The sequence below is a fragment of the Streptomyces sp. NPDC002845 genome (genome assembly GCF_053591955.1).
On record NZ_JBSFUU010000022.1, the window covers coordinates 22,612 to 42,718 of the forward strand.

The following is a 20,107-nucleotide window of genomic DNA, read 5'->3' on the forward strand; positions in this document are numbered from 1 at the left end:
TCCGGCTCAGCTCTCGTCAGCCGTCAACCGCAGCGAAATGCTGTTGATGCAGTACCGCTGATCGGTCGGGGTCGGATACCCCTCCCCCTCGAACACGTGCCCAAGATGCGACCCGCAGCGGGCGCACCGCACCTCGGTGCGCACCATCCCGTGCGAGCGGTCCTGCAGGAGTTCGACCGCGCCGGTGTCCTTCGGGTCGAAGAAGCTCGGCCACCCGCAGTGGGACTCGAACTTCGTGTCGGAGGTGAAGAGTTCGGCCCCGCAGGCGCGGCAGGAGTAGACGCCCTTGGCCTTGGTGTCGGTGTACTCACCGACGAAGGCGGGCTCCGTGCCGGCCTGGCGCAGGACCGCGTACTCGGCCGGGGTCAGCTCCGCGCGCCACTGCTCGTCCGGCTTTTCGACGTCGTACGACATGAAGCTCAGCCCCTCACTTCGACTGCAGGTGGTCCAGGATGAGCGGGCCCAGGTCGGTCACGTCCCCCGCGCCCATGGTGAGAACCAGATCCCCCGGCTTCGACATTCCCGCGACCAGCGACGGGACCTCCGCCTTGTGGTGGACGGCCGTCACGTCCGCGCCCGCCGCCCGCGCCGCGTCGATGATCAGCTCACTCGTGACCCCCGGGATCGGGTCCTCGCGCGCCGGGTAGATGTCCAGCACCACCGACTGGTCCGCCAGGGCCAGGGACTGCCCCATCTCCACGCCCAGTTCCTGCGTGCGCGAGAACAGGTGCGGCTGGAAGACGACGAGGATGCGCGCGTCGCCCGCGGCCGCCCGCATGGCCTCCAGGTCGGCCGTCATCTCGGTCGGGTGATGCGCGTACGAATCGATGACCTGGACTCCGGCCGCCTCGCCCTTCAGCTGGAGGCGCCGCTTCACCCCGGTGTACGCCGCCAGCGCCGGGGCCAGCTCCGCCGCCGGGACTCCGAGCGCCGCGCCCGCCGCCAGCGCGGCCACGGCGTTGTGCGCGTAGTGGCGGCCGGGGACCGAGACCGTGAACGTCAGCTCGGCCCCGTCCAGCACCACCGTGACCTCGCTCTTCAGCCCCTGCGGGACGACGGACAGCACCCGTACGACGGCGTCCTCCGCCTCCCCGTACGTCACCACCCGGACGCCCTCGACCCGACGGGTCAGCTCCCGCGCACCCTCGTGGTCCGCCGAGATCACCAGCGTGCCACCGGGCACGATCCGGCCCGCGAACGTCTCGAAGGACTCGTAGATCTCGTCCATGGAGGCGTAGTTGGCGTGGTGGTCCAGCTCGACGTTGAGGACGATCGCCACCTCGGGCGCGTACTTGTGGAAGCTCCGGTCGCTTTCGTCCGCCTCGGCGACGAAGATCTCTCCCTCGCCGTGCAGGGCGTTGGAGCCGGGCACGTCGAGGTCACCGCCGATGGCGTACGACGGGTTCAGCCCCAGCTCGGTCAGCGACACCGCCAGCATCGACGTCGTGGTCGTCTTGCCGTGCGTACCGGCCACCGCGACCGGGCGGAGCCGGTCCATCAGGCGGGCGAGGGCGTCCGAACGGTGGACGACCGGGATGCCGAGTTCCGCCGCGCGGGCGAGCTCCGGGTTGTCGCCCCGGATCGCGGACGACACGACCACACAGGTCGCGTCCTCGGCCAGGTGCTCCGCCGCGTGCCCGATGTGCACCGTCGCCCCCAGCGCCCGCAGCGCCTCGGCCGTCGCGGACTCCTTCGCGTCACTGCCCGCCACCTTGGCACCGCGCTGCGCGAGGATCTTCGCGATCCCCGACATTCCGGCCCCGCCGATCCCGATGAAGTGCGGTCGGTCCATGGCGGTAGGAAGGCCGGGTGCCATGCGTGTTTCTCCCCAAGTTCCGATACGACGACGATCCGCGCCCCGGGGGACGCGGGGCCCACCCTATTGCCATGGCCCAGTTGGGCGCGCTAAGGGGCGCGGGGCTGTGACATATGCGGCTCCGCCGCGTGGGCGCGAGCAGCCACAACAAACCCGCAGCCAACGAACACCCCCCGCCCCCACGGCGCCCACAGCCCAGCCCAGTGGAACGCCACCGTTCAAGACTTCGCGTGCGAGAACAGCTTCAGCACCGGCACCCCCACCTTGTGCCGAGCCCTCGACGCCCAGTCCCGGTGGAAGAACTCCTCCACGTAATGCGGATCGGTCAGCACGATCACCTCGTCCGCCCCGACCTCCTCGACCAGCGACTTCAGCACATCCAGCGGATGATCCTCGATCAGCCGCCCCTCCGCCCCACTGCCCGACGCCCGCAGCGCGACCAGCGACACCTCCAGCGCCCGCTCCCCCTCGCTCTTGGCCTCCTCCCCCTCGGGTGTCTCGTGCTCGCGGACCGCCTCGTCCAGCTCGCCGAGGGCGACGTCGTCGATGGCCCGCAGCAAGCGGTCGGCCTGGTCGCCGCGAGGCTGGAGCAGCACGTGGAAGGAGACCGGCTCGTCACCGTGCAGCGTGGTGACGAACTCCACGTCGGCGGACGTCAGGGCCTTCTCGATCATCAATACGCTCGTGAACACGACAGGCGCCCTTCTCCTGAAGAGGACCGCGTGGGCCCTCACTCCTCCGCGGGCCGCACCGGACCCTGCGGAAACCATCCTGCCCCGTGACCGCACGGGGACTGCGTGTCCTAGTCTGCCCACCGAGAGCGAAACGGAACGGAAGATTCCGCCCACTTCCACCATCGAAGTCCACTTTCGCCCCGGCCGCCACAGCGCCCTCAGCCCTGCCGGTACCGGCTGAACAGAAACCCCTCCTCCTCCAGCAAGGACACGAGTTCGAACCGCTTCGGTACGACCACCGCCGGTCCCCCGGCGATCCGCTGCGCGTCCCCCGCCGTGAGCATCGGCGCCACCGTCAGGCACAACTCGTCCAGGACCCCCGACGCCACCAGCTGCCCGAGCAGCCGCGGTCCGCCCTCCGTGAGCAGCCGGGTGTGCCCCAGGCCGGCGAGGGCGCGTACGGCCCGGGCGGGGTCGACGCCCATGCCGTCCCCGGCGACGACGACCCGCACACCCGCCTTCTCGGCGGTGGCGACCCGCTCGGGGGCCACGGCGGCGCCGGTCAGCAGCAGCGTCGGCACCAGGGGCGAGGTGAACAGCGGCAGCGAGAAGTCCAGGTCCAGGCCGGCGCTCACCACGGCGATGGCGGGCGCGGGCCCCTGCCCGGCCGCCTCCCGCATCGCCGCGAAGCCCTCACGCGCGCGTGCCGGACGATAACCCTCCTGACGTACCGTTTCCGCACCCACGAGCACCACGTCCGCGAGCGCCCGCAGCGTGCCGAAGATCCGCATGTCGGTCGCGCTGGAGATGGGCTGTGAACGCCCGTCGTGCTGCGCGGCCCCGTCGAGGGTGGACACCATGTTGGCGCGCAGCCAGGGCTCACGCGCCGAGGGGTAGGCGTACGCGTCCGCCAGCTCCTCCAGACTCCACTCTCGGTCGGCGGCCCCCTCGCGGGACTGTGTTCGTTCGGTCACAGGGAACAGGCGTCGCATGTCGTGCAGTGTGGCACGGCCCTTAGAGTGGGTAACCGTGTCGTCGTCCAACACCACCGTGTCCGGAACCGCCCGTATACCGGAAGCGGCTCCCCTCTCGCTGTGCGCCCGCGAGCCCCATGTCCCCGCGGACCGGCTCGTCGCCGAGATGGTGCCGCCGCCGCGCTTCGACTCGGTGCGCTTCGACACGTACATCCCGGACCCGAACCAGCCCAGCCAGACCGAGGCCGTCCGCGTCCTGAGCGGCTTCGCGGCAGGTCTCGACGGCGCACACGCGAGCGGCGCGGCCGGCAGGCGCGGGTTCTTCGGCTTCGGCAGGGCTGCGGCCAGGAAGACCCCCGCCGGCCCGCGCGGCGTCTACCTCGACGGCGGCTACGGGGTCGGCAAGACCCACCTGCTCGCCTCCCTCTGGCACGCGACCCCGGCCGAGCCCTCGCTGAAGGCCTTCGGCACCTTCGTGGAACTGACGAACCTGGTCGGCGCCCTGGGCTTCCAGAAGACGGTCCAGACGCTTTCCGGCCATCGTCTGCTGTGCATCGACGAGTTCGAACTGGACGACCCGGGCGACACCGTCCTCGTCTCGACCCTCCTCGGCAAGCTGGTCGACGCGGGCGTGGCGCTGGCCGCCACCTCGAACACGCTGCCGGGCAAGCTCGGCGAGGGCCGGTTCGCGGCGGCCGACTTCCTGCGCGAGATCCAGGGGCTGTCCGCCCGCTTCCGCGCCCTGCGCATCGACGGCGAGGACTACCGCCACCGCGGTCTGCCCGAGGCCCCGGCGCCGTTCTCCGACGAACAGGTCACGAAGGCCGCGTACGCCACCGAGGGCGCCGCCCTCGACGACTTCCCGCATCTGCTCGACCACCTCGCCCGCGTCCACCCCAGCCGCTACGGCGCCCTCACGGACGGAGTCCGGGCGGTGTGCCTGACCGACGTGCAACCGATTCCGGACCAGTCCACCGCCCTGCGGCTCGTCGTCCTCGCCGACCGGCTGTACGACCGTGAAGTGCCCGTGCTGGCCTCGGGGCTGCCCTTCGACCAGCTGTTCAGCGAGGAGATGCTGAAGGGCGGCTACCGCAAGAAGTACTTCCGCGCGATCTCCCGCCTCACCGCCCTCGCCCGCGACGCCAAGGGCCTCGTGGAGCACGCGTAGCCACGGGGAGAGGCCGAAGACCACCGGCGACATTTCGCCGCCCTCCCCCGTCCCGTTTCACCGAGGCGTTCGCTTCCGCCCACGAGGAAGAAACCGTCTCCTGTGGTGACCAAGCACCCAAGAAGGTCGAGGTCCAGCCCTCCACTCGCCACCGGACCCGCGACGAGGAGTCGGCTCTCGACGAGCCCGAGCGCTCCGAGCTGGTCCGTGATCCCACGGCCGGGCTCGAACCCGCCGCTCCCGCCGACGCGTACGGTCCCGCGGCGAGATCCTCGGCACCCCACTCACCTGCGGCGTTGCAGGTGTTCCGCCGCTGAGCCGAGCACGGTTCCCCCACGTTTCCGTTCTCATCCATCACCGACGCGCTGATCGAGGCGCGCGGCCACTCGCACTGCGGTGCCGTCGGTGCGCTCGTCCGCGGCGACGACCTGACCGCCGTACCTGCCGTACGCCGTACGCGACTGGCTGAACCAGGCGACTCCACGCCCGCAGGGGGCGGTTGAGGACCCGGCCGTCGCCGACGCCGTGCGGAACCACGTCCTCACCCAGCTGCTGCGGCTGCGCTCGTACCCGTGCGTGACCCTCCTCGGGGACTGTGGTCGAAAAGCCCTGGTCGAAAGCCTGGGGGCTCTGGTCACCCTCGACCACAGCACCCGGCCGGGCATATCGTGTTATTCGTGACCGATATGCCCGGCCCGGAAGGGGGTCGTCATGGTCCAGGAGCTGCTGACGGTCGTCGCGGCGGCCGGTTCCGCCGGGCTGCTGTACGTCGCGGCGGCGGCACGGATCGTGAAGCAGTACGAGCGCGGGGTGGTGTTCCGGCTCGGGCGGCTGCTCGGTGAGCCACGTCTGCCGGGCTTCAACATGGTGGTTCCGATCGTGGACCACATGCACAAGGTCAACATGCAGATCGTCACGCTGCCGGTACCGGCCCAGGAGGGCATCACCCGCGACAACGTGACCGTGCGGGTGGACGCGGTGGTGTACTTCAAGGTCGTCGACGCGGCGAGCGCGCTCGTCCGGGTCGAGGACTACCGGTTCGCCGTCTCGCAGATGGCTCAGACCTCCCTCCGCTCGATCATCGGCAAGAGCGACCTCGACGACCTGCTGTCGAACCGCGAGAAGCTCAACCAGGGCCTGGAGCTGATGATCGACAGCCCGGCCGTGGGCTGGGGCGTGCATGTCGACCGGGTCGAGATCAAGGACGTGTCCCTCCCTGACACGATGAAGCGCTCGATGGCCCGCCAGGCCGAGGCCAACCGTGAGCGCCGGGCCCGCATCATCAACGCGGACGCCGAGTTCCAGGCGTCGAAGAAGCTGTCGGAGGCCGCCGGGGTGATGTCCAGTCAGCCCGCCGCCCTCCAGCTCCGGCTGCTGCAAACGGTGGTGGCGGTCGCGGCCGAGAAGAACTCCACGCTCGTCCTGCCCTTCCCGGTGGAACTCCTGCGCTTCCTGGAACGGGCCCAGGTACAACAGGTACAACCGGCCCAGTCGGACGAGTCGGCACAGCCGGCGCAACAGACACCGGACGCCGCACCGGCCCAGCTCCAGTCCGGCTGAGTGACGTCTTCCCCACGCGTGGTTCACGCGGCGCCGCGTGCGTGCCACACACGGGCGGTCACCATGTCCGCCCTGGAGGGAAGTTGGGCATCGAGAACGGGTGGCCGACCGCCACTCCCATGACGACGCAGCGGCTTCGGCTGGAGCCGCTCCGTGTCGCACACGCACGTGAGGCCTTCGCGGTCTTCGACGACATACGGCTGCACACCTGGACCGGCGGTACGCCGTGCACGCTCGAAGAGCTGGAGGCGAAGTACCGTCGGCAGTCGGCCGGGCGATCCCCGGACGGCAGGCACGGCTGGCTGAACTGGATGCTGCGCCGGTCGGCGGACGGGCAGCTCGTCGGCACCGTCCAGGCCACGCTGCGCCACACGGCGGCGGACCGGATGGAGGCCGAGCTCGCGTGGGTCGTCGGTGTCGACCACCAGGGCCGGGGCTACGGGCGTGAGGGTGCGCTCGGCATGGCGGACTGGCTGCGTGCGCACGGGGTGGGCGCCCTGAGCGCGCACATCCATCCGCGACACGAGGCCTCGATCGGCATCGCGCGGGCACTGGGCCTGGCCGCGACCGACGTGACGGTGGAGGACGAGGTCCTCTGGAGCGGCTCCGGCCAGTGATTCGCGTCGTCGAGCCCCGTGCCCGGCTACCCGCCCGCCCCCGGGGTACCCGGCCCGCATGGACAGGAACCGGGGTTCGTACTGGACGGAGACGGCGCCCGGCACCGCGTACCGCCCGCTGGACGAGGATCTGGACGTCGACGTGGCCGTGGTGGGCGCGGGGATCGCGGGGCTCAGTACGGCGTGGGAGCTGGCGCGGGCCGGGCGGAGCGTGGCGGTGCTGGAGGCGGGGCGGGTCGCCGGTGGGGTGACGGGGCGGACGACCGCCAAGGTGACCGCGCTGCACACGCTCGTGTACGACCGGCTGCGGCGGACCCGGGGCGCCGACGGGGCGCGGCTGTACGCGCGATCGCAGAGCGAGGCGGTCGAGCGGGCCGCCGGGATCGTGGACGAGCTGGGCATGGAGTGCGAGTGGGAGCGGAGGAGCGCGTACACGTACGTCCGGTCCCCGGAGCGCGTCGGTGAAGTCCGCGCCGAGGCCGAGGCCGCCCGGGAGGCCGGGCTTGCCGCGCGGTTCGTGACCGGCACCGGGCTGCCGTATCCGGTCGCGGGGGCCGTGCGGGTCGACGGACAGGCGCAGTTCCATCCCCGGAAGTATCTGCTCGCGCTCGTCGACGACCTGCTCGCGCACGGCGGGCGGATCCACGAGCACACTCCCGTCCTCGGGCTGGACGAGGTCGAGCCGTGCACGGTGTCGACCGAGATGGGGACCACCGTCTCAGCCCGGGACGTCGTCGTCGCCACGCACTACCCGGTCTTCGACCGGGCCCTGCTCTTCACCAGGCTCTCCCCGCGCCGCGAGCTGGTCGTCGCCGGGGCGATGGCGGCCGAGCGCGATCCCGACGGCATGTACATCACCCCCGAGGACGGCATCCGTTCGGTCCGCACCGCCCCGTACGAGGACGGCAAGCGGCTGCTGATCGTCACCGGCGAGCACTTCGCCCCGGGCACCGGCGACACCCTGGAACGGTTCGAGCGGCTCACCGACTGGGCCACGGAGCACTTCCCGGCCGTCAACCTCACCTACGGCTGGGCCACACAGGACAACGACCCGACGGACACCGTTCCGCTCGTCGGCCCGTTGCACCCGGCCGCCCGTCACACCTACGTGGCGACCGGCTTCGGCGGCTGGGGCATCAGCGGCGGCATCATGGCCGGGCGGCTGCTCGCCGCCCTGATCGCGGGCGAACGGCCACCGTGGGCCGACCTGTACGACCCGCGCCGGCTGCGGTCGACCGTACGCGAGGCGCCCGCCTTCCTGCGCCATCAGGCCCACGTCGTACGGCACTTCGTCGGCGACCGGCTCCACCTCCCCGACTCCGTCGAGGACATCGCTCCGGGCCAGGGTGACGTCGTACGCGCCCACGGTGAGCGGGTCGCCGTCCACCGCGACGACGACGGTCACCTGAACGCGCTGTCCGCCCGCTGCACCCACCTGGGCTGTCTCGTCGCCTTCAACTCCGCCGAACGTGCCTGGGAGTGCCCCTGCCACGGCTCCCGCTTCGACGTCGACGGCAAGGTCATCCAGGGGCCGGCGACCCGGCCGTTGGAGCAGCGGGAGATGTGAGCGTCGCCTCGGGGGAGGGGCGCGCTGCGACCGTACGGCGGCCGGGGGAAGAGAGACGGCTGACGCCTCCGGCCGGGAGCGGGTGACCCCGGGGCCAGGCGGGTGACCGCGCACCCACCAATGCCCCATTCACACCTTTCCTGCCCTTACGTTCATCCGGTGATCACTCCTGTACGACGATCAGCGCGCCGCGCCGTTTCCCTCTGCGCCCTCGGCGCGCTGGGCGTCCTCGCCGCCTGTGGGACCCCCGACGCCCCTCGCACCGCCACCCGCCCTTCGGTGGTGGCCCCGCCGCCCTCCCGCCCGCCCACGCTCGCGCCCGGCCCCGCCGGGCTGACGCCCGTGTTCGAGCGCGCGCCGCGGACGCAGGACAAGACGGTCGCGCTCACCTTCGACGCGGACATGACCGCGGACCAGGGGCCGAGGGCCGCGGCGGGTGAGCGCTTCGACAACCCGCGGCTGATCTCGACGCTGCGGAGCCTGAAGGTTCCGGCGACGGTCTTCATGACGGGGCGTTGGGCGGAGGAGTACCCGGCCCAGGCCCGTTCCATCGGGCGGGACCCGCTCTTCGAGGTCGCCAACCACTCGTACAGCCACTACGCCTTCACGGACGACTGCTACGGGCTGCCGACCGTGACGGAGGACCGGATGCGGGCGGATGTGGAGCGGGCGTACACCGCCTTCCGGGAGGCAGGGGTACGGCAGGCCATGCCGTACTTCCGCTTCCCCGGCGGGTGTTACGACCGGCGGGCCCTCAAGGCGCTCGCCGCCTCCGGCGTCACCGCCGTGCAGTGGGACGTGGTGAGCGGGGACGCGTTCGCGACGGACGCGGACGCGGTGGCGCGGGACGTGCTGGACGGGGTGCGGCCGGGGTCCGTGGTGGTCATGCACTGCACCCGCAGCGCGGCTCCGGCGACCGAGCGGGCGGTGCGGACGATCGTGCCGGAGCTGCGGAAGCGGGGTTTCCGGTTCGTGAAGGTGTCCGAGCTGATCGGTTCGGCGCGGTGAGGGGGGCGCCTCGCGTCCGCTTTACGCTGGTCGTATGAGCGACTACTGCGGCACGGAGCCCTCCGCGGACACGGCACCGCCGACGGCCGACGGTCCGCCCTCCGCCGACTGCGTGCTCTGCCAGGAGCCGACCGAGTACCCGGAGTCGCACAAGGGGATCACGCTGTGCCCGAAGTGCGAGTGGCTGGAGGCACAGCGCACGGCCTGCTCGGGCTGACCGGCGGGCGGTGGGCACGCGGGCCACGGTCAGCGCGTGGGCCCCGGCGAGTGCGCGGGTCACGGTGGGCGCGGCCGATGTCGCGTCTCGTACAGGCATACGACCGCACGCGGTGAAACGGATCTTCCGCCTGGCAGACTGGGGGCGTGACGAGTGACCCGACCGCCTCGAACGACACCGCGAAAGACACCGTGAACGACAGCCCCTTCCGCGCCGGGCGCAGCACGCGCGACGCGGCCCCGCAGTTCGTGCTGCCCCTGGTCGCACGGATCGAGCGGGCCGCTCCCCCGGCTCGTACCGACGCCCTGGAGACGGCGGCCCGTGCGGTCCTGGTCATGCTGAGCGACGAGCGTTCCGTCGGCGACGGGGAGTGGGCGCAGGCGATGCGGGACTGGCAGGACGCCCGCATCCGCAAGGTCGTCCGCCGCGCCCGGGGTGCCGAGTGGCGCCGGGCCGGGGCGCTGCCCGGCATCACCGTCACGGGCAAGTCGGCGGAGGTACGCGCCTTCCCGCCCGTCCCCCTCGACGGCTGGCCCAAGGACCTCGCCCGTCTCCAGGTCTCCGGCACCGACCTCGACGACCCGGAGCCGCCGGTCGACGCCGACCCGACCGCACCGGTCCTGTGGATGAGCCCGGACCTGGACATGTCCGCCGGCAAGGCCATGGCCCAGGCGGGCCACGGCGCCCAACTGGCCTGGTGGGAGCTGCCCGACGAGGACCGCGCCGCCTGGCGCGACGCCGCCTTCCCCCTCTCCGTGCGCACCTCCCCCGACCACACCCACTGGCGCCGACTCACCACCTCCGGGCTCCCGTTGGTCCGTGACGCGGGGTTCACGGAGATCGCCCCGAACTCCATCACGGTGGTGGCGGACCATCCGGCGCTGCGGCGCTGAAGCGGGTTGAGGGTCCGCGTCCGGGGAGGCGGAGGCCGTCGAGGGGTACGGTTCAGGCCTTCTGTGCCGATAACAGCCGCAAGAGTCCACCTGACCGGAAAGTGGCTTCCGAGGCGGTCATTCCACCGCCAGCCTCAAGCAGCATGAACATGGCCGTGACCTAGCGAGCCACCACAGCATCGAACAGGCGACCGATTAGCGCCTTGTTCATCCCCGTCGCGCTCAGCGACTGTCGTGGGGTACCACCACCCGCCCGATGACCGACCACCATCGGAGATCCCATGCTTCGGGTGCACTTCACTCCCGAGGACATCGCACGTGTCCGTGTCGCCGCCGCGCCCGACCCCCTCTGGGAGATCGCCAACAGCTTCCAGACGCTGATCACGCAGGAGAACGCCCCGGCGTTCGGCGAGTGGCGGCGCCTGATCCGGCCGCGGCTGCTCCCGGCCGGCCGAACGCTCGCCGCGCTGCTGCCGCCGCGCGGCTACTCACCGGACTTCCTCACCCCCGACCTGTGCGGCTCCTACGACCTGGAGAGCGCGGTCGACACCGTACTCAGAACGCCCCGGACCACGCTGCGCGGCGATCTCGCCCGACTCGCCGCCCGCCCGGAGCGATTACGTCCGCTGCCATCGTGGACCCGCGCCCTGGCCGAGGGCGACCCGGAGACCCTCCGCCGGCTGGGCGCCGCCCTGCACCTGTACCACCGGCACGCGCTCGCCCCCTTCTGGCCGACCATCCGGGCACAGGTGGACGCCGACCACGCCATGCGCACCCGGGCAGTGCTGGCCGGAGGCACCGAGGGGCTGCTCGCGGGCTTCCGCCCCCTCCTGCGCTGGCAGCCGCCCGTGCTGGAGGCCGACTACCCGGTCGACCGTGAACTGCGGCTCGACGGGCGGGGGCTGCTGCTCCAGCCCTCCTTCTTCTGCAACCGGAGACCCGTCACGCTCGCCTCCCCCGAGCTGCCTCCGGTCCTCGTCTACCCGATCCGGCACACCCTCGGCTGGGCCCGGGGACGCGGTGTCACGGAACGGGGCGCCGAGCTGGGCGCCCTGGTCGGCCGTACCCGGGCCGCCATCCTGGAGGACGTCGTGTCCGGCCGTACGACCGGCGAACTCGCGCAGCGGCTCGGCATCTCCGGGGCCGCCGCGAGCCAGCACACCGCCGTCCTGCGCCGGGCCGGCCTGCTGCTGAGCGTGCGCCACAGCAAGTCCGTGCTGCACACCATCACACCCGCGGGGCTCGCCCTCCTCAACAGCCCGCTGAGCACGCCGCTCGACGTTTGAGCCACAGCTTCAACGTGTGGCGGGGGTTCGCGGGACAGCGACAGCCTCGGGCACGAACGGGGGCCGGGAAACGGGGATCAAGGGACACAGGGCGACGCCGGAGCACGACGCTCGGCGCCGCCGCGGAGCCAGAGGCCGGATCCGCCTCACCCCGTACAACTCGATCCGGCTCGACCCGTCCTGATCCTGATCCGCCCGGGCCCCGCTCCCGACATGGGAGCGGGCCCGAACCTCAAATGTTGCTCTGAAGGTTCCCCCGAAGGGATTCGGCCCGGGCAGCCGGGGCCATGACTCCGTCACGCCGGAACACGGGGCCGTCGTCGGGAGACGAGGCACGGGTCCTGGTGGAGCCGTGACGGAGGAGGGGGCGACGATGAAGCGACCGGGGAGCCTGGGGGCGGGCATCGGGTGGCGGCCGGAGATGGCGGACGCCGTGGAGCGCATGGCCGGTACCGGCCGCGTCGACTGGGTCGAGGTCGTGGCGGAGAACGTGTGCCCCGGGCACCTGCCCGACTCGCTGAGGCGGCTGCGCGAGCGGGGCGTCACGGTCGTACCGCACGGCGTCTCGCTCGGGCTCGGCGGCGCGGAACGGCCCGCCGAGCCCCGGCTCACCGCGCTGGCGGAGCGGGCCGAGTCCCTCGGTTCGCCGCTGGTCACGGAGCACATCGCGTTCGTACGGGCGGGCGGACCGCTGACCGCGTCCCCGCTCCTGGAGGCCGGGCACCTGCTCCCGGTCGCCCGCACCCGCGACGCCCTCGACGTGCTGTGCGAGAACGTCCGTATCGCCCAGGACGCCCTGCCCGTACCGCTCGCCGTCGAGAACATCGCGGCCCTCATCTCCTGGCCGGGCGAGGAGATGACGGAGGGACAGTTCCTGTACGAGCTGGCCGACCGCACCGGCGTCCGGCTCCTCATCGACGTGGCGAACCTGCACACCAACCACGTCAACCGGGGCGAGGACCCGGCCAAGGCCCTCGACGGACTGCCGGTCGAGGCCATCGCGTACGTCCATGTCGCGGGCGGCTTCGAGCGCGACGGCGTCTGGCACGACAGCCACGCCCACCCCGTCCCGCAGCCGGTCCTCGACATCCTCGCCGACCTGGCCTCCCGGGTGACCCCGCCCGGCGTCCTCCTGGAACGCGACGAGAACTTCCCCGAACCGGCCGAGCTGGAGCGGGAGTTGGCGGCGATCCGGGAAACGGTGGAGCGGGCGGGAGCCGAGGCGGGCGGCGGTCGCCGTACCGGGGCCGAGGAGCACGCCTCGACCGTACGGCCGCAGGAGTCCGCCACGGTCACCGACCCCGCACGCCAGCGCCTCGCCCTCACGCAGGCCGCGCTGCTCTCGGCGCTCGTCGCCGGGACTCCCGTGCCCGAAGGGTTCGACCGGGTGCGGCTGGGCGTGCAGGCGCGGGCGCTGGACGCCAAGCGGGCGGACGTCGTGGCGAAGGTGGCGCCGGAACTGCCGGAGATCCTCGGGGAGTCGTACCGCCCGGCCTTCCTCGGGTACGCGCACGGGCACCCGATGACCGGCGGCTACCGCCGTGACGCGCTGACCTTCGCCGAGCACCTGCTGCTCGCCGGGCTCCCGGAGGACGCCGAGGCCCGGCGGCGGCTGCGCGCGTGGTGGCTGTACCGCTCCGGCCCCGCCCCGACGCGCCGCTGGTTGGGTGGGGGGCGCCGTAGGGGTGCTGTGGGTCGGTGGCTGCGGGTTGTGGGTGGCTGGTCGCGCCCACGCGGCGGAGCCGCACATGTCACAGCCCCGCGCCCCCTCAGGGGCGCGCCGCACTGATCCGGAATTCAGAGGCGCACGGGAGCTTTGGACGCCGACACCCGCCAGCGGTGCTTTACTTCAGTCGACCCCGAACGAAACATCCCTTTTGCTGCTGTTGTGCGCTGAAGGGATGCTCGATGAGAGTTGCCGTTCTCCACGGGACCGTCGGGTCCCTGCTTCTGACCGCGCTCGCCGCCGCCCCCGCGGGCGGTGACACCATCCGGCCGGAGGCCGCCGGGGTCGCCGTCGCCGCCGAGCGGGCCGCGGTCGAGGGGATCCGTTTCGGGGCGTGCCCGAAGGAGATGGAGCTCCCGAGCAGCCTGCGGTGCGGCACGGTGACGGTTCCGCTCGACTACGCGCAACCGGACGGCAAGCAGATCAAACTGACGGTCAGCCGGGTGAAGGCGAAAGGCAAGAGCCCCTCCGGCGAGAAGGTCGCGCGGCAGGGCGCCCTCGTCTACAACCCCGGTGGGCCGGGCGCCTCCGGCATGTACTTCCCGCTCATCGGCTACATCCCCGAGTGGAAGCGCATCGCGGCCGCGTACGACCTGATCGGCTACGCCCCGCGCGGGGTGGGCCGGTCGGCCCCGCTGTCGTGCCAGGACCCCGAGCAGCTCCAGAAGGGCCCCTCGCCGGCGCCGACGCACCCTTCGGAGTCGTACAAGAAGGAGCGCATCGCGCGGGCGAAGGCGTACGCGCGCGGGTGTGCGCAGCGCGGCGGCAGCGGGCTGCGGCACTTCCACTCGCTGAACAACGCCCGCGACCTGGACGTGCTGCGGGCCGCGCTCGGCGAGCAGAGGCTGACGTTCATGGGGGCGTCGTACGGGACGTACATCGGCGCGCTGTACGCGACCCTGTTCCCCTCGCATGTGCGCCGTATGGTCTTCGACTCGGCGGTGGACCCGAGGCCCGACCAGATCTGGTACCGCAACAACCTCGACCAGTCGGCCGCGTTCGAGGACCGCTGGACGGACTTCCGTACGTGGATCGCCAAGCACGACACGGTCTACGGGCTGGGGAACACCCCGGAGGCGGTGCTCCGGAGTTACGACAGGGCCCGCGCGCGGCTCGCCGCCGAGCCGGCGGGTGGCAAGGTCGGGCCGGGGCAGCTGCAGAACGCGTTCCTGCAGGCCGGGTACTACGACGACTACTGGCCGCAGCGCGCCCTGGCGCTGTCCGCGTATCTGAAGGGCGACCCGGAGCCGCTGGTCCAGCAGGCGGGCCCGCACCCGGAGGCCGCCGCCGAACAGGAGAACGGCAAAGCGGTCTACACGGCCGTCGAGTGCAATGACGCCCCCTGGCCGACGGACTTCCGGGTCTGGGACCGCGACAACACGCGGCTCGCGCGCACGGCGCCGTTCGAGACGTGGGACAACGTGTGGATGAACCTGCCGTGCGCCTACTGGTCCGTGCCCCGGCAGCAACCGCTCGACGTGCGCACCGGGCCGGGTGAGCTGCCGCCGACGCTGATCCTGGCGGCCGAGCGGGACGCGGCGACACCGTACGAAGGGGCCCTCGAACTGCACCGGCGGCTGTGGGGTTCCGTGCTGGTGACCGAGCGGGACACGGGGACGCACGGGATCGGCGGCGGGCCCAACAAGTGCGTCAACGGCTACGTGGAGGCGTACCTGCTTCAGGGCCGCCTCCCGGTGCGGCGCGCGGCCTGCACGGGTCGCCCGGAGCCGAGGCCGGCGGCGCCGGGCGACCGTGCCCCCGCGGGGAAGGCCACCCGGCACCTCCGCTGATCAGGAACTGATCAGAAACTTGATCAGGCCAGGCCGGCGACCAGCTCGGCGATGTCCTTGCGGCGGCCCGTGAAGAACGGGACCTCCTCGCGGACGTGCATGCGGGCCTCGGAGGCGCGCAGATGGCGCATGAGGTCGACGATGCGGTAGAGCTCGTCGGCCTCGAAGGCCAGGAGCCACTCGTAGTCGCCGAGGGAGAACGAGGCGACCGTGTTGGCCCGCACGTCCGGGAAGCCGCGGGCCATCTTGCCGTGGTCGGCGAGCATCCGGCGGCGGTCCTCGTCGGGCAGCAGGTACCAGTCGTACGAGCGCACGAACGGGTAGACGCTGATGTAGTTCCGGGGCGTCTCGTCGGCGAGGAACGCGGGGATGTGCGAGCGGTTGAACTCGGCGGGGCGGTGCAGCGCCATGTTCGACCACACGGGCGTGAGCGCGCGGCCCAGCTTTGTGCGGCGGAAGAGGTTGTACGCCTCCTGGAGCTGGTCGCTGGTCTCGGCGTGCCACCAGATCATGAGGTCGGCGTCGGCACGCAGGCCCGACACGTCGTAGGTGCCGCGGATGGTCACGTCCTTGGCGGCGAGCTGGTCGAAGAGCCCCTGGACCTCGTCGGCGTAACCGGCGCGCGCAGCGTCATCGGGAAGCACGTCCTTCAGCTGGAAGACGGACCACAGGGTGTAACGGATGACCTCGTTGAGGTCCTTGGCCAGCTTGCCCTTGTTCGGGATCCTGTCGGGGCCGGTGGTGGGGGTGTCGTCGCTCATGTTCCTTATTCTCCTGCTCCGTGGTGCCGGCTCCGCACCGGGTTCGAAGTGACCTCCTCCACACCCAGCCGGTCCACGGCGGCGTACGCGCTCGCGATGCACGCCGGGATGCCGACCCCGTCGTACGCGGCCCCGCACACGGCCAGTTCCGGCAGCTTCGCGATGTGCTCGCGGATGCGGGCCACGCGCGCGTGGTGGCCGACGGGGTACTGGGGCAGACCGTCGTGCCAGCGGGTGACCCGGGTCTCGACGGGGGCCGCGTCCAGGCCGGTGGCCTCGCGCAGGTCGTGGCGCGAGACGTCCACCAGGTGGGCGTCGTCGTGGCCGAGGATCTCCGTCTCGCCGTGCCGTCCGACGGAGGTCCGCAGGACGAGCAGGTCGGGGTTCTCCTCGGCGATCCAGCCCCACTTCTGGGACGCGAAGGTCGACGCCTTGATGGTGCGCCCGTCGACCGGCGGCACGAGGAAGCCGCTGCCCTCGGGGAGGGTGACGTCGGCGCGGCGGTAGGCGAGGGTGATCAGGGCCATGGAGGCGTACTCGACGGCGCGCAGCTCGGCCGCGGCGGCCGGGGACTCGGCGGACAGCAGACGGGCGGCCTGCGGCGCGGGCAGGGCGACGACGACGGCGTCCGCCGCCACCACGTGCTCGTCGAGGCCGATCTCCCAGCCCTCGGACGTACGGCGCAGACTACGGACCGGGCGGTCGAAGTGAATCTCGCCGCCCCTCGCCCGCACCGACTCCGCGACGGCGAGCGGCAGTTGGCCCACTCCGCCCTCGATGCCCATGAAGACCGGCCCGGTCTGCTGAGCGGCCGCCGCGTTGGCCTGGATCTCGCGGACGGCCTCGGTCAGGGAGGCGTGGGTGCGGGCCGCCTGGAAGAGCTGGGGGACGGCCGAGCGCATCGAGATGCGGTACGCGTCGCCCGCGTAGACGCCGCCCAGGAGGGGCTCGACCAGGCGGTCGACGACCTCGCGGCCGAGGCGGGCGGCGACGTACTCGCCCACCGCCACGTCGTCGCCGACCTCGGTGCGGGGCAGCTCGGCGTCGCGCTCGATGCGGGCGAGGCCTTCGTCGGAGAGGACGCCGGAGAGGGCGGAGGCGGTGCCGGGGACGCCCATGACGTGGCCCTTGGGCATGGGGCGGAGGGCGCCCCGGGTCCAGATCGAGGCCGTGGCGGTCGCCGGGGTCTGGAGGCGCTCGGCGAGGCCGGCCTCCCGCGCGAGGCCGACCGCCTCGGGGCGCCGGGCCAGCATCGACTCGGCGCCGAAGTCCACCCGTGCGCCCGCGATCTCACCCGGCAGCAGCTTGCCGCCGACGCGGTCCGAGGCTTCCAGGACGGTCACGCGCGTGTACCGGTCCAGCAATCGGTGCGCGGCGGCCAGCCCCGCGATTCCGGCCCCGATGACGACGACATGGCCCGCACCCGTACGTGATCCGCTCATGTCTCCACCTTCTCAGACGCCACCGACAGTCCCACGGGCCATATGGCCCTGCGAGGGCCCTGCCGAGCGGCCCTGCCCGGTGGCCTCGCCGAGTCCCGACCGTGACCTCTTCGGAACCGGATCCGGCCAACGTCCCGGCCCGCTCCGGCGTCGAAGGAGCGTCCGTCACGACGACCCTCGGGGGTAATCCGCCATGGCCCTTACGCACCTACGACGTTCCGGGAGGCCGACGCACGTCCTGGCCGCCCTGTTCCTCGCCTCCGCGCTCGCGCTCACGGGGTGCAGCCGCGCCGCCGACGACTCCTCCGCCAGCGGCAGCGGCGCCGCCGCGGAGGCCCGGCAGGACGAGGCCGCGAGCAGGCAGGGTGCCGCGGACAGTGACGGCAGGGAGAGCGGCGGCGACTCCACGCCGGTCGATCTCACCAAGAGCCACATCATCCGCACCGCCTCGCTGACCGTGCAGGTCAAGGACGTGCCGAAGGCCCTGGACGAGGCCCGCACCACCGTGGAGAACGCGGGCGGGTTCGTCGGCAACGAGTCCACCACCCGCGACGGCAGGGGCCGCGAGCGCACACGTGTCGTCCTGCGCGTGCCCACCGCGGAGTACGACGAGGTCCTCGCCGAGTTGGAGGGCGCGGGCAAGCTCGTCGAGCGCGAGGCCAGGGCACAGGACGTCACGGACCAGGTCGTCGACGTGGAGAGCCGCATCAAGTCGCAGCAGGCCAGCGTGGCCCGGGTCCGCGAGCTGATGGACCAGGCGACCAAGCTCAGCGATGTGGTCACCCTGGAAGGCGAGTTGAGCCGCCGTCAGGCCGACCTGGAGTCGCTGCTCGCCCAGCAGGCCTCCCTGAAGGACCGCACCAGCCTCGCCACCATCACGCTGTCCCTGTCCGAGACCCCGGTGAAGAAGACCGAGAAGGACGAGGACCCGGGGTTCCTGGACGCGCTCGCGGGCGGCTGGGGCGCGTTCGTGACGATGTTCCGCTGGCTCGGGATGGCGCTCGCCGCGGTGCTCCCGTTCGCGGCGGCCACCGCCCTTCTCCTGCTGCTCTGGGTGCGCTTCATGCGCTCCCGGCAGCCGCGCCCGGCGGCCGCCGCCACGGGCACCACGGGCTCGCTTCCGGCGGCCCCGCCGCCCCCGGGTGAGGGGGAGTGAGCACATACACCAGGCGGGCCCGAAATATCGGGCCCGCACAGCGTGTTCCCATGGGCTTGGCCTCTCCCCCGGCTGAAGCGGGGGATTCTCCCCTCACGGGAAGAGTTTTCTGCTTCATCGACAGCCGCCGACCCGAATAAACGGCAAGGGACGGAGTGCCGCCCATCGGTCTTACACCAGCTCCACAGACCTGACATCCCGCCAGCCCGGCGGTAGACCCGAACGGCTTGACTGACGCCGACCGGGCGCACCGACAGTAACACAGGCGTCACCCGCAGTGGGCGAATCGTATTGAGTGGGCGTGCGCGTGCGGGACGTCGAGTCCGGGGCCGAGTCCTGGACGCCGTACGACAAGCTCGTCATCGCCACCGGCGCACGCCCGCTCCGCCCGCCGCTCGCGGGCGTCGACGCGCCCGGGGTGCACGGCGTGCAGACCCTCGACGACGGTCAGGCGCTCCTCGACACGCTGGCCGCCACGCGGGGCCGCCGGGCGGTGGTCGTCGGCGCGGGCTACATCGGCGTGGAGATGGCCGAGGCGCTCATGAACCGGGGCTACGAGGTGGCGGTCGTCAACCGCGGCAAGGAACCCATGTCCACGCTCGACCCCGACATGGGCCGCCTGGTGCACCGGGCCATGGAGGACCTCGGCATCACCATGGTCAACGACGCCGAGGTCACCAAGCTCCTCACCGGCGACGACGGCCGGGTCCGCGCGGTCGCCACGGAACACGCCGAGTACCCGGCGGACGTGGTCGTCCTCGGCATCGGCGTACGCCCGGAGACCACGCTCGCCAAAGCGGCGGGCCTCCCCCTGGGCGAACACGACGGCCTGCTCACCGACCTCGCCATGCGTGTGCGCGGCCACGAGAACATCTGGGCCGGCGGCGACTGCGTCGAGGTCCTCGACCTCGTCTCCGGCCGCGAGCGCTACATCGCCCTCGGCACCCACGCCAACAAACACGGCCAGGTCATCGGCACCAACGCCGGCGGCGGCTACGCCACCTTCCCCGGCGTCGTCGGCACCCCCGTCAGCAAGGTCTGCGACCTGGAGATCGCCCGCACCGGCCTCCGCGAGAAGGACGCCCAACGAGTCGGCCTCCAGTACGAAACGGTCACCATCGAGTCGACAAGTCGCGCGGGCTATTACCCGAGCGCCTCTCCCATGACCGTGAAAATGCTCGCCGAACGCCGCACCGGCCGCCTCCTGGGCGTCCAGATCGTCGGCCGCGAGGGCGCCGCCAAACGCGTCGACATCGCAGCGGTCGCCCTCACAGCAGGCATGACGGTGGAACAGATGACAGCCCTGGACCTGGGCTACGCGCCCCCGTTCTCCCCGGTATGGGACCCGGTACTGGTGGCGGCGAGAAAGGCGGTAGCGGCGGTCCGCAAGGGCGCCTCTTAACGAACGTGCAGGGCAGCCGCGCCCTTGAGGGGCGCGGGGCTGTGACATGT

18 protein-coding genes and 1 pseudogene are annotated in these 20,107 nt (G+C 72.1%); 13 read left to right on the forward strand and 6 right to left on the reverse strand.

Annotated elements, in window-relative coordinates:
- Positions 1-6: 6 nt before the first annotated feature.
- From msrB to ACWD3C_RS17845, 4 genes are all read right to left on the reverse strand, one after another.
- Positions 7-414 (reverse strand): peptide-methionine (R)-S-oxide reductase MsrB, encoded by a 408-nt coding sequence (gene msrB, locus ACWD3C_RS17830; protein ID WP_451144878.1) that lies wholly within the window; start codon positions 412-414, stop codon positions 7-9.
- A 13-nt stretch (positions 415-427) separates the two neighbouring features.
- Complete coding sequence (gene murC, locus ACWD3C_RS17835) at positions 428-1,816, reverse strand: UDP-N-acetylmuramate--L-alanine ligase (RefSeq protein WP_451144880.1); 1,389 nt, start codon at positions 1,814-1,816, stop codon at positions 428-430.
- A gap of 218 nt (positions 1,817-2,034) precedes the next feature.
- Positions 2,035-2,508 (reverse strand): indole-3-glycerol phosphate synthase, encoded by a 474-nt coding sequence (locus ACWD3C_RS17840; protein ID WP_451144882.1) that lies wholly within the window; start codon positions 2,506-2,508, stop codon positions 2,035-2,037.
- A gap of 200 nt (positions 2,509-2,708) precedes the next feature.
- Positions 2,709-3,482, reverse strand: coding sequence for a pyrimidine reductase family protein (locus ACWD3C_RS17845; RefSeq protein WP_451144884.1), 774 nt, complete (start codon positions 3,480-3,482; stop codon positions 2,709-2,711).
- A gap of 37 nt (positions 3,483-3,519) precedes the next feature.
- Here ACWD3C_RS17845 and zapE point away from each other — a divergent pair, with 37 nt between their 5' ends.
- The 11 genes and pseudogenes from zapE to ACWD3C_RS17900 all read left to right on the forward strand — a co-directional run bounded on the left by zapE (position 3,520) and on the right by ACWD3C_RS17900 (position 15,296).
- Entirely contained in the window at positions 3,520-4,632 is a 1,113-nt protein-coding gene (gene zapE / locus ACWD3C_RS17850) for a cell division protein ZapE (protein ID WP_451144886.1), read from the forward strand.
- 380 nt (positions 4,633-5,012) lie between these two features.
- A pseudogene (locus ACWD3C_RS17855) lies at positions 5,013-5,211 on the forward strand (carbonic anhydrase); the annotation flags it as partial.
- A gap of 132 nt (positions 5,212-5,343) precedes the next feature.
- On the forward strand, positions 5,344-6,192 hold the full coding sequence (locus ACWD3C_RS17860) for a slipin family protein (protein ID WP_451144888.1): 849 nt from the start codon (positions 5,344-5,346) through the stop codon (positions 6,190-6,192).
- A 119-nt stretch (positions 6,193-6,311) separates the two neighbouring features.
- Positions 6,312-6,809, forward strand: a complete 498-nt coding sequence (locus ACWD3C_RS17865; protein ID WP_451144890.1) for a GNAT family N-acetyltransferase — start codon at positions 6,312-6,314, stop codon at positions 6,807-6,809.
- A gap of 58 nt (positions 6,810-6,867) precedes the next feature.
- Positions 6,868-8,376, forward strand: coding sequence for an FAD-dependent oxidoreductase (locus ACWD3C_RS17870; protein ID WP_451144892.1), 1,509 nt, complete (start codon positions 6,868-6,870; stop codon positions 8,374-8,376).
- Positions 8,377-8,535: 159 nt separating this feature from the next.
- Positions 8,536-9,384 (forward strand): polysaccharide deacetylase family protein, encoded by an 849-nt coding sequence (locus tag ACWD3C_RS17875; protein WP_451144894.1) that lies wholly within the window; start codon positions 8,536-8,538, stop codon positions 9,382-9,384.
- A gap of 34 nt (positions 9,385-9,418) precedes the next feature.
- Positions 9,419-9,601, forward strand: coding sequence for a hypothetical protein (locus ACWD3C_RS17880; RefSeq protein ID WP_451144896.1), 183 nt, complete (start codon positions 9,419-9,421; stop codon positions 9,599-9,601).
- 146 nt (positions 9,602-9,747) lie between these two features.
- A complete protein-coding gene (locus ACWD3C_RS17885) occupies positions 9,748-10,494 on the forward strand; it encodes a peptidyl-tRNA hydrolase (RefSeq protein WP_451144898.1) in 747 nt (248 codons plus the stop codon).
- A gap of 281 nt (positions 10,495-10,775) precedes the next feature.
- Entirely contained in the window at positions 10,776-11,780 is a 1,005-nt protein-coding gene (locus tag ACWD3C_RS17890) for an ArsR/SmtB family transcription factor (protein ID WP_451144900.1), read from the forward strand.
- 373 nt (positions 11,781-12,153) lie between these two features.
- The gene (locus tag ACWD3C_RS17895) at positions 12,154-13,569 is read left to right on the forward strand and encodes a DUF692 domain-containing protein (protein ID WP_451144902.1); all 1,416 of its coding nucleotides are present in this window, start codon (positions 12,154-12,156) and stop codon (positions 13,567-13,569) included.
- 119 nt (positions 13,570-13,688) lie between these two features.
- Positions 13,689-15,296 (forward strand): alpha/beta hydrolase, encoded by a 1,608-nt coding sequence (locus tag ACWD3C_RS17900; protein WP_451144904.1) that lies wholly within the window; start codon positions 13,689-13,691, stop codon positions 15,294-15,296.
- Between the two features lie 23 nt (positions 15,297-15,319).
- On the opposite strand, the gene hemQ is transcribed toward ACWD3C_RS17900, so the two are convergent.
- Positions 15,320-16,057: a hydrogen peroxide-dependent heme synthase gene (gene hemQ / locus ACWD3C_RS17905; RefSeq protein ID WP_451144906.1), complete on the reverse strand. Its 738-nt coding sequence runs from the start codon at positions 16,055-16,057 to the stop codon at positions 15,320-15,322.
- Positions 16,058-16,062: 5 nt separating this feature from the next.
- On the reverse strand, positions 16,063-17,499 hold the full coding sequence (gene hemG, locus ACWD3C_RS17910) for a protoporphyrinogen oxidase (RefSeq protein ID WP_451144908.1): 1,437 nt from the start codon (positions 17,497-17,499) through the stop codon (positions 16,063-16,065).
- Positions 17,500-17,692: 193 nt separating this feature from the next.
- On the opposite strand from hemG, the gene ACWD3C_RS17915 reads away from it, so the two are divergent.
- Positions 17,693-18,655 carry a DUF4349 domain-containing protein gene (locus ACWD3C_RS17915; protein ID WP_451144910.1) on the forward strand — a complete coding sequence of 321 codons (963 nt, stop codon included), beginning with the start codon at positions 17,693-17,695 and terminating at the stop codon, positions 18,653-18,655.
- 301 nt (positions 18,656-18,956) lie between these two features.
- Positions 18,957-20,057: an FAD-dependent oxidoreductase gene (locus ACWD3C_RS17920; protein ID WP_451144912.1), complete on the forward strand. Its 1,101-nt coding sequence runs from the start codon at positions 18,957-18,959 to the stop codon at positions 20,055-20,057.
- Positions 20,058-20,107 lie beyond the last annotated feature (50 nt).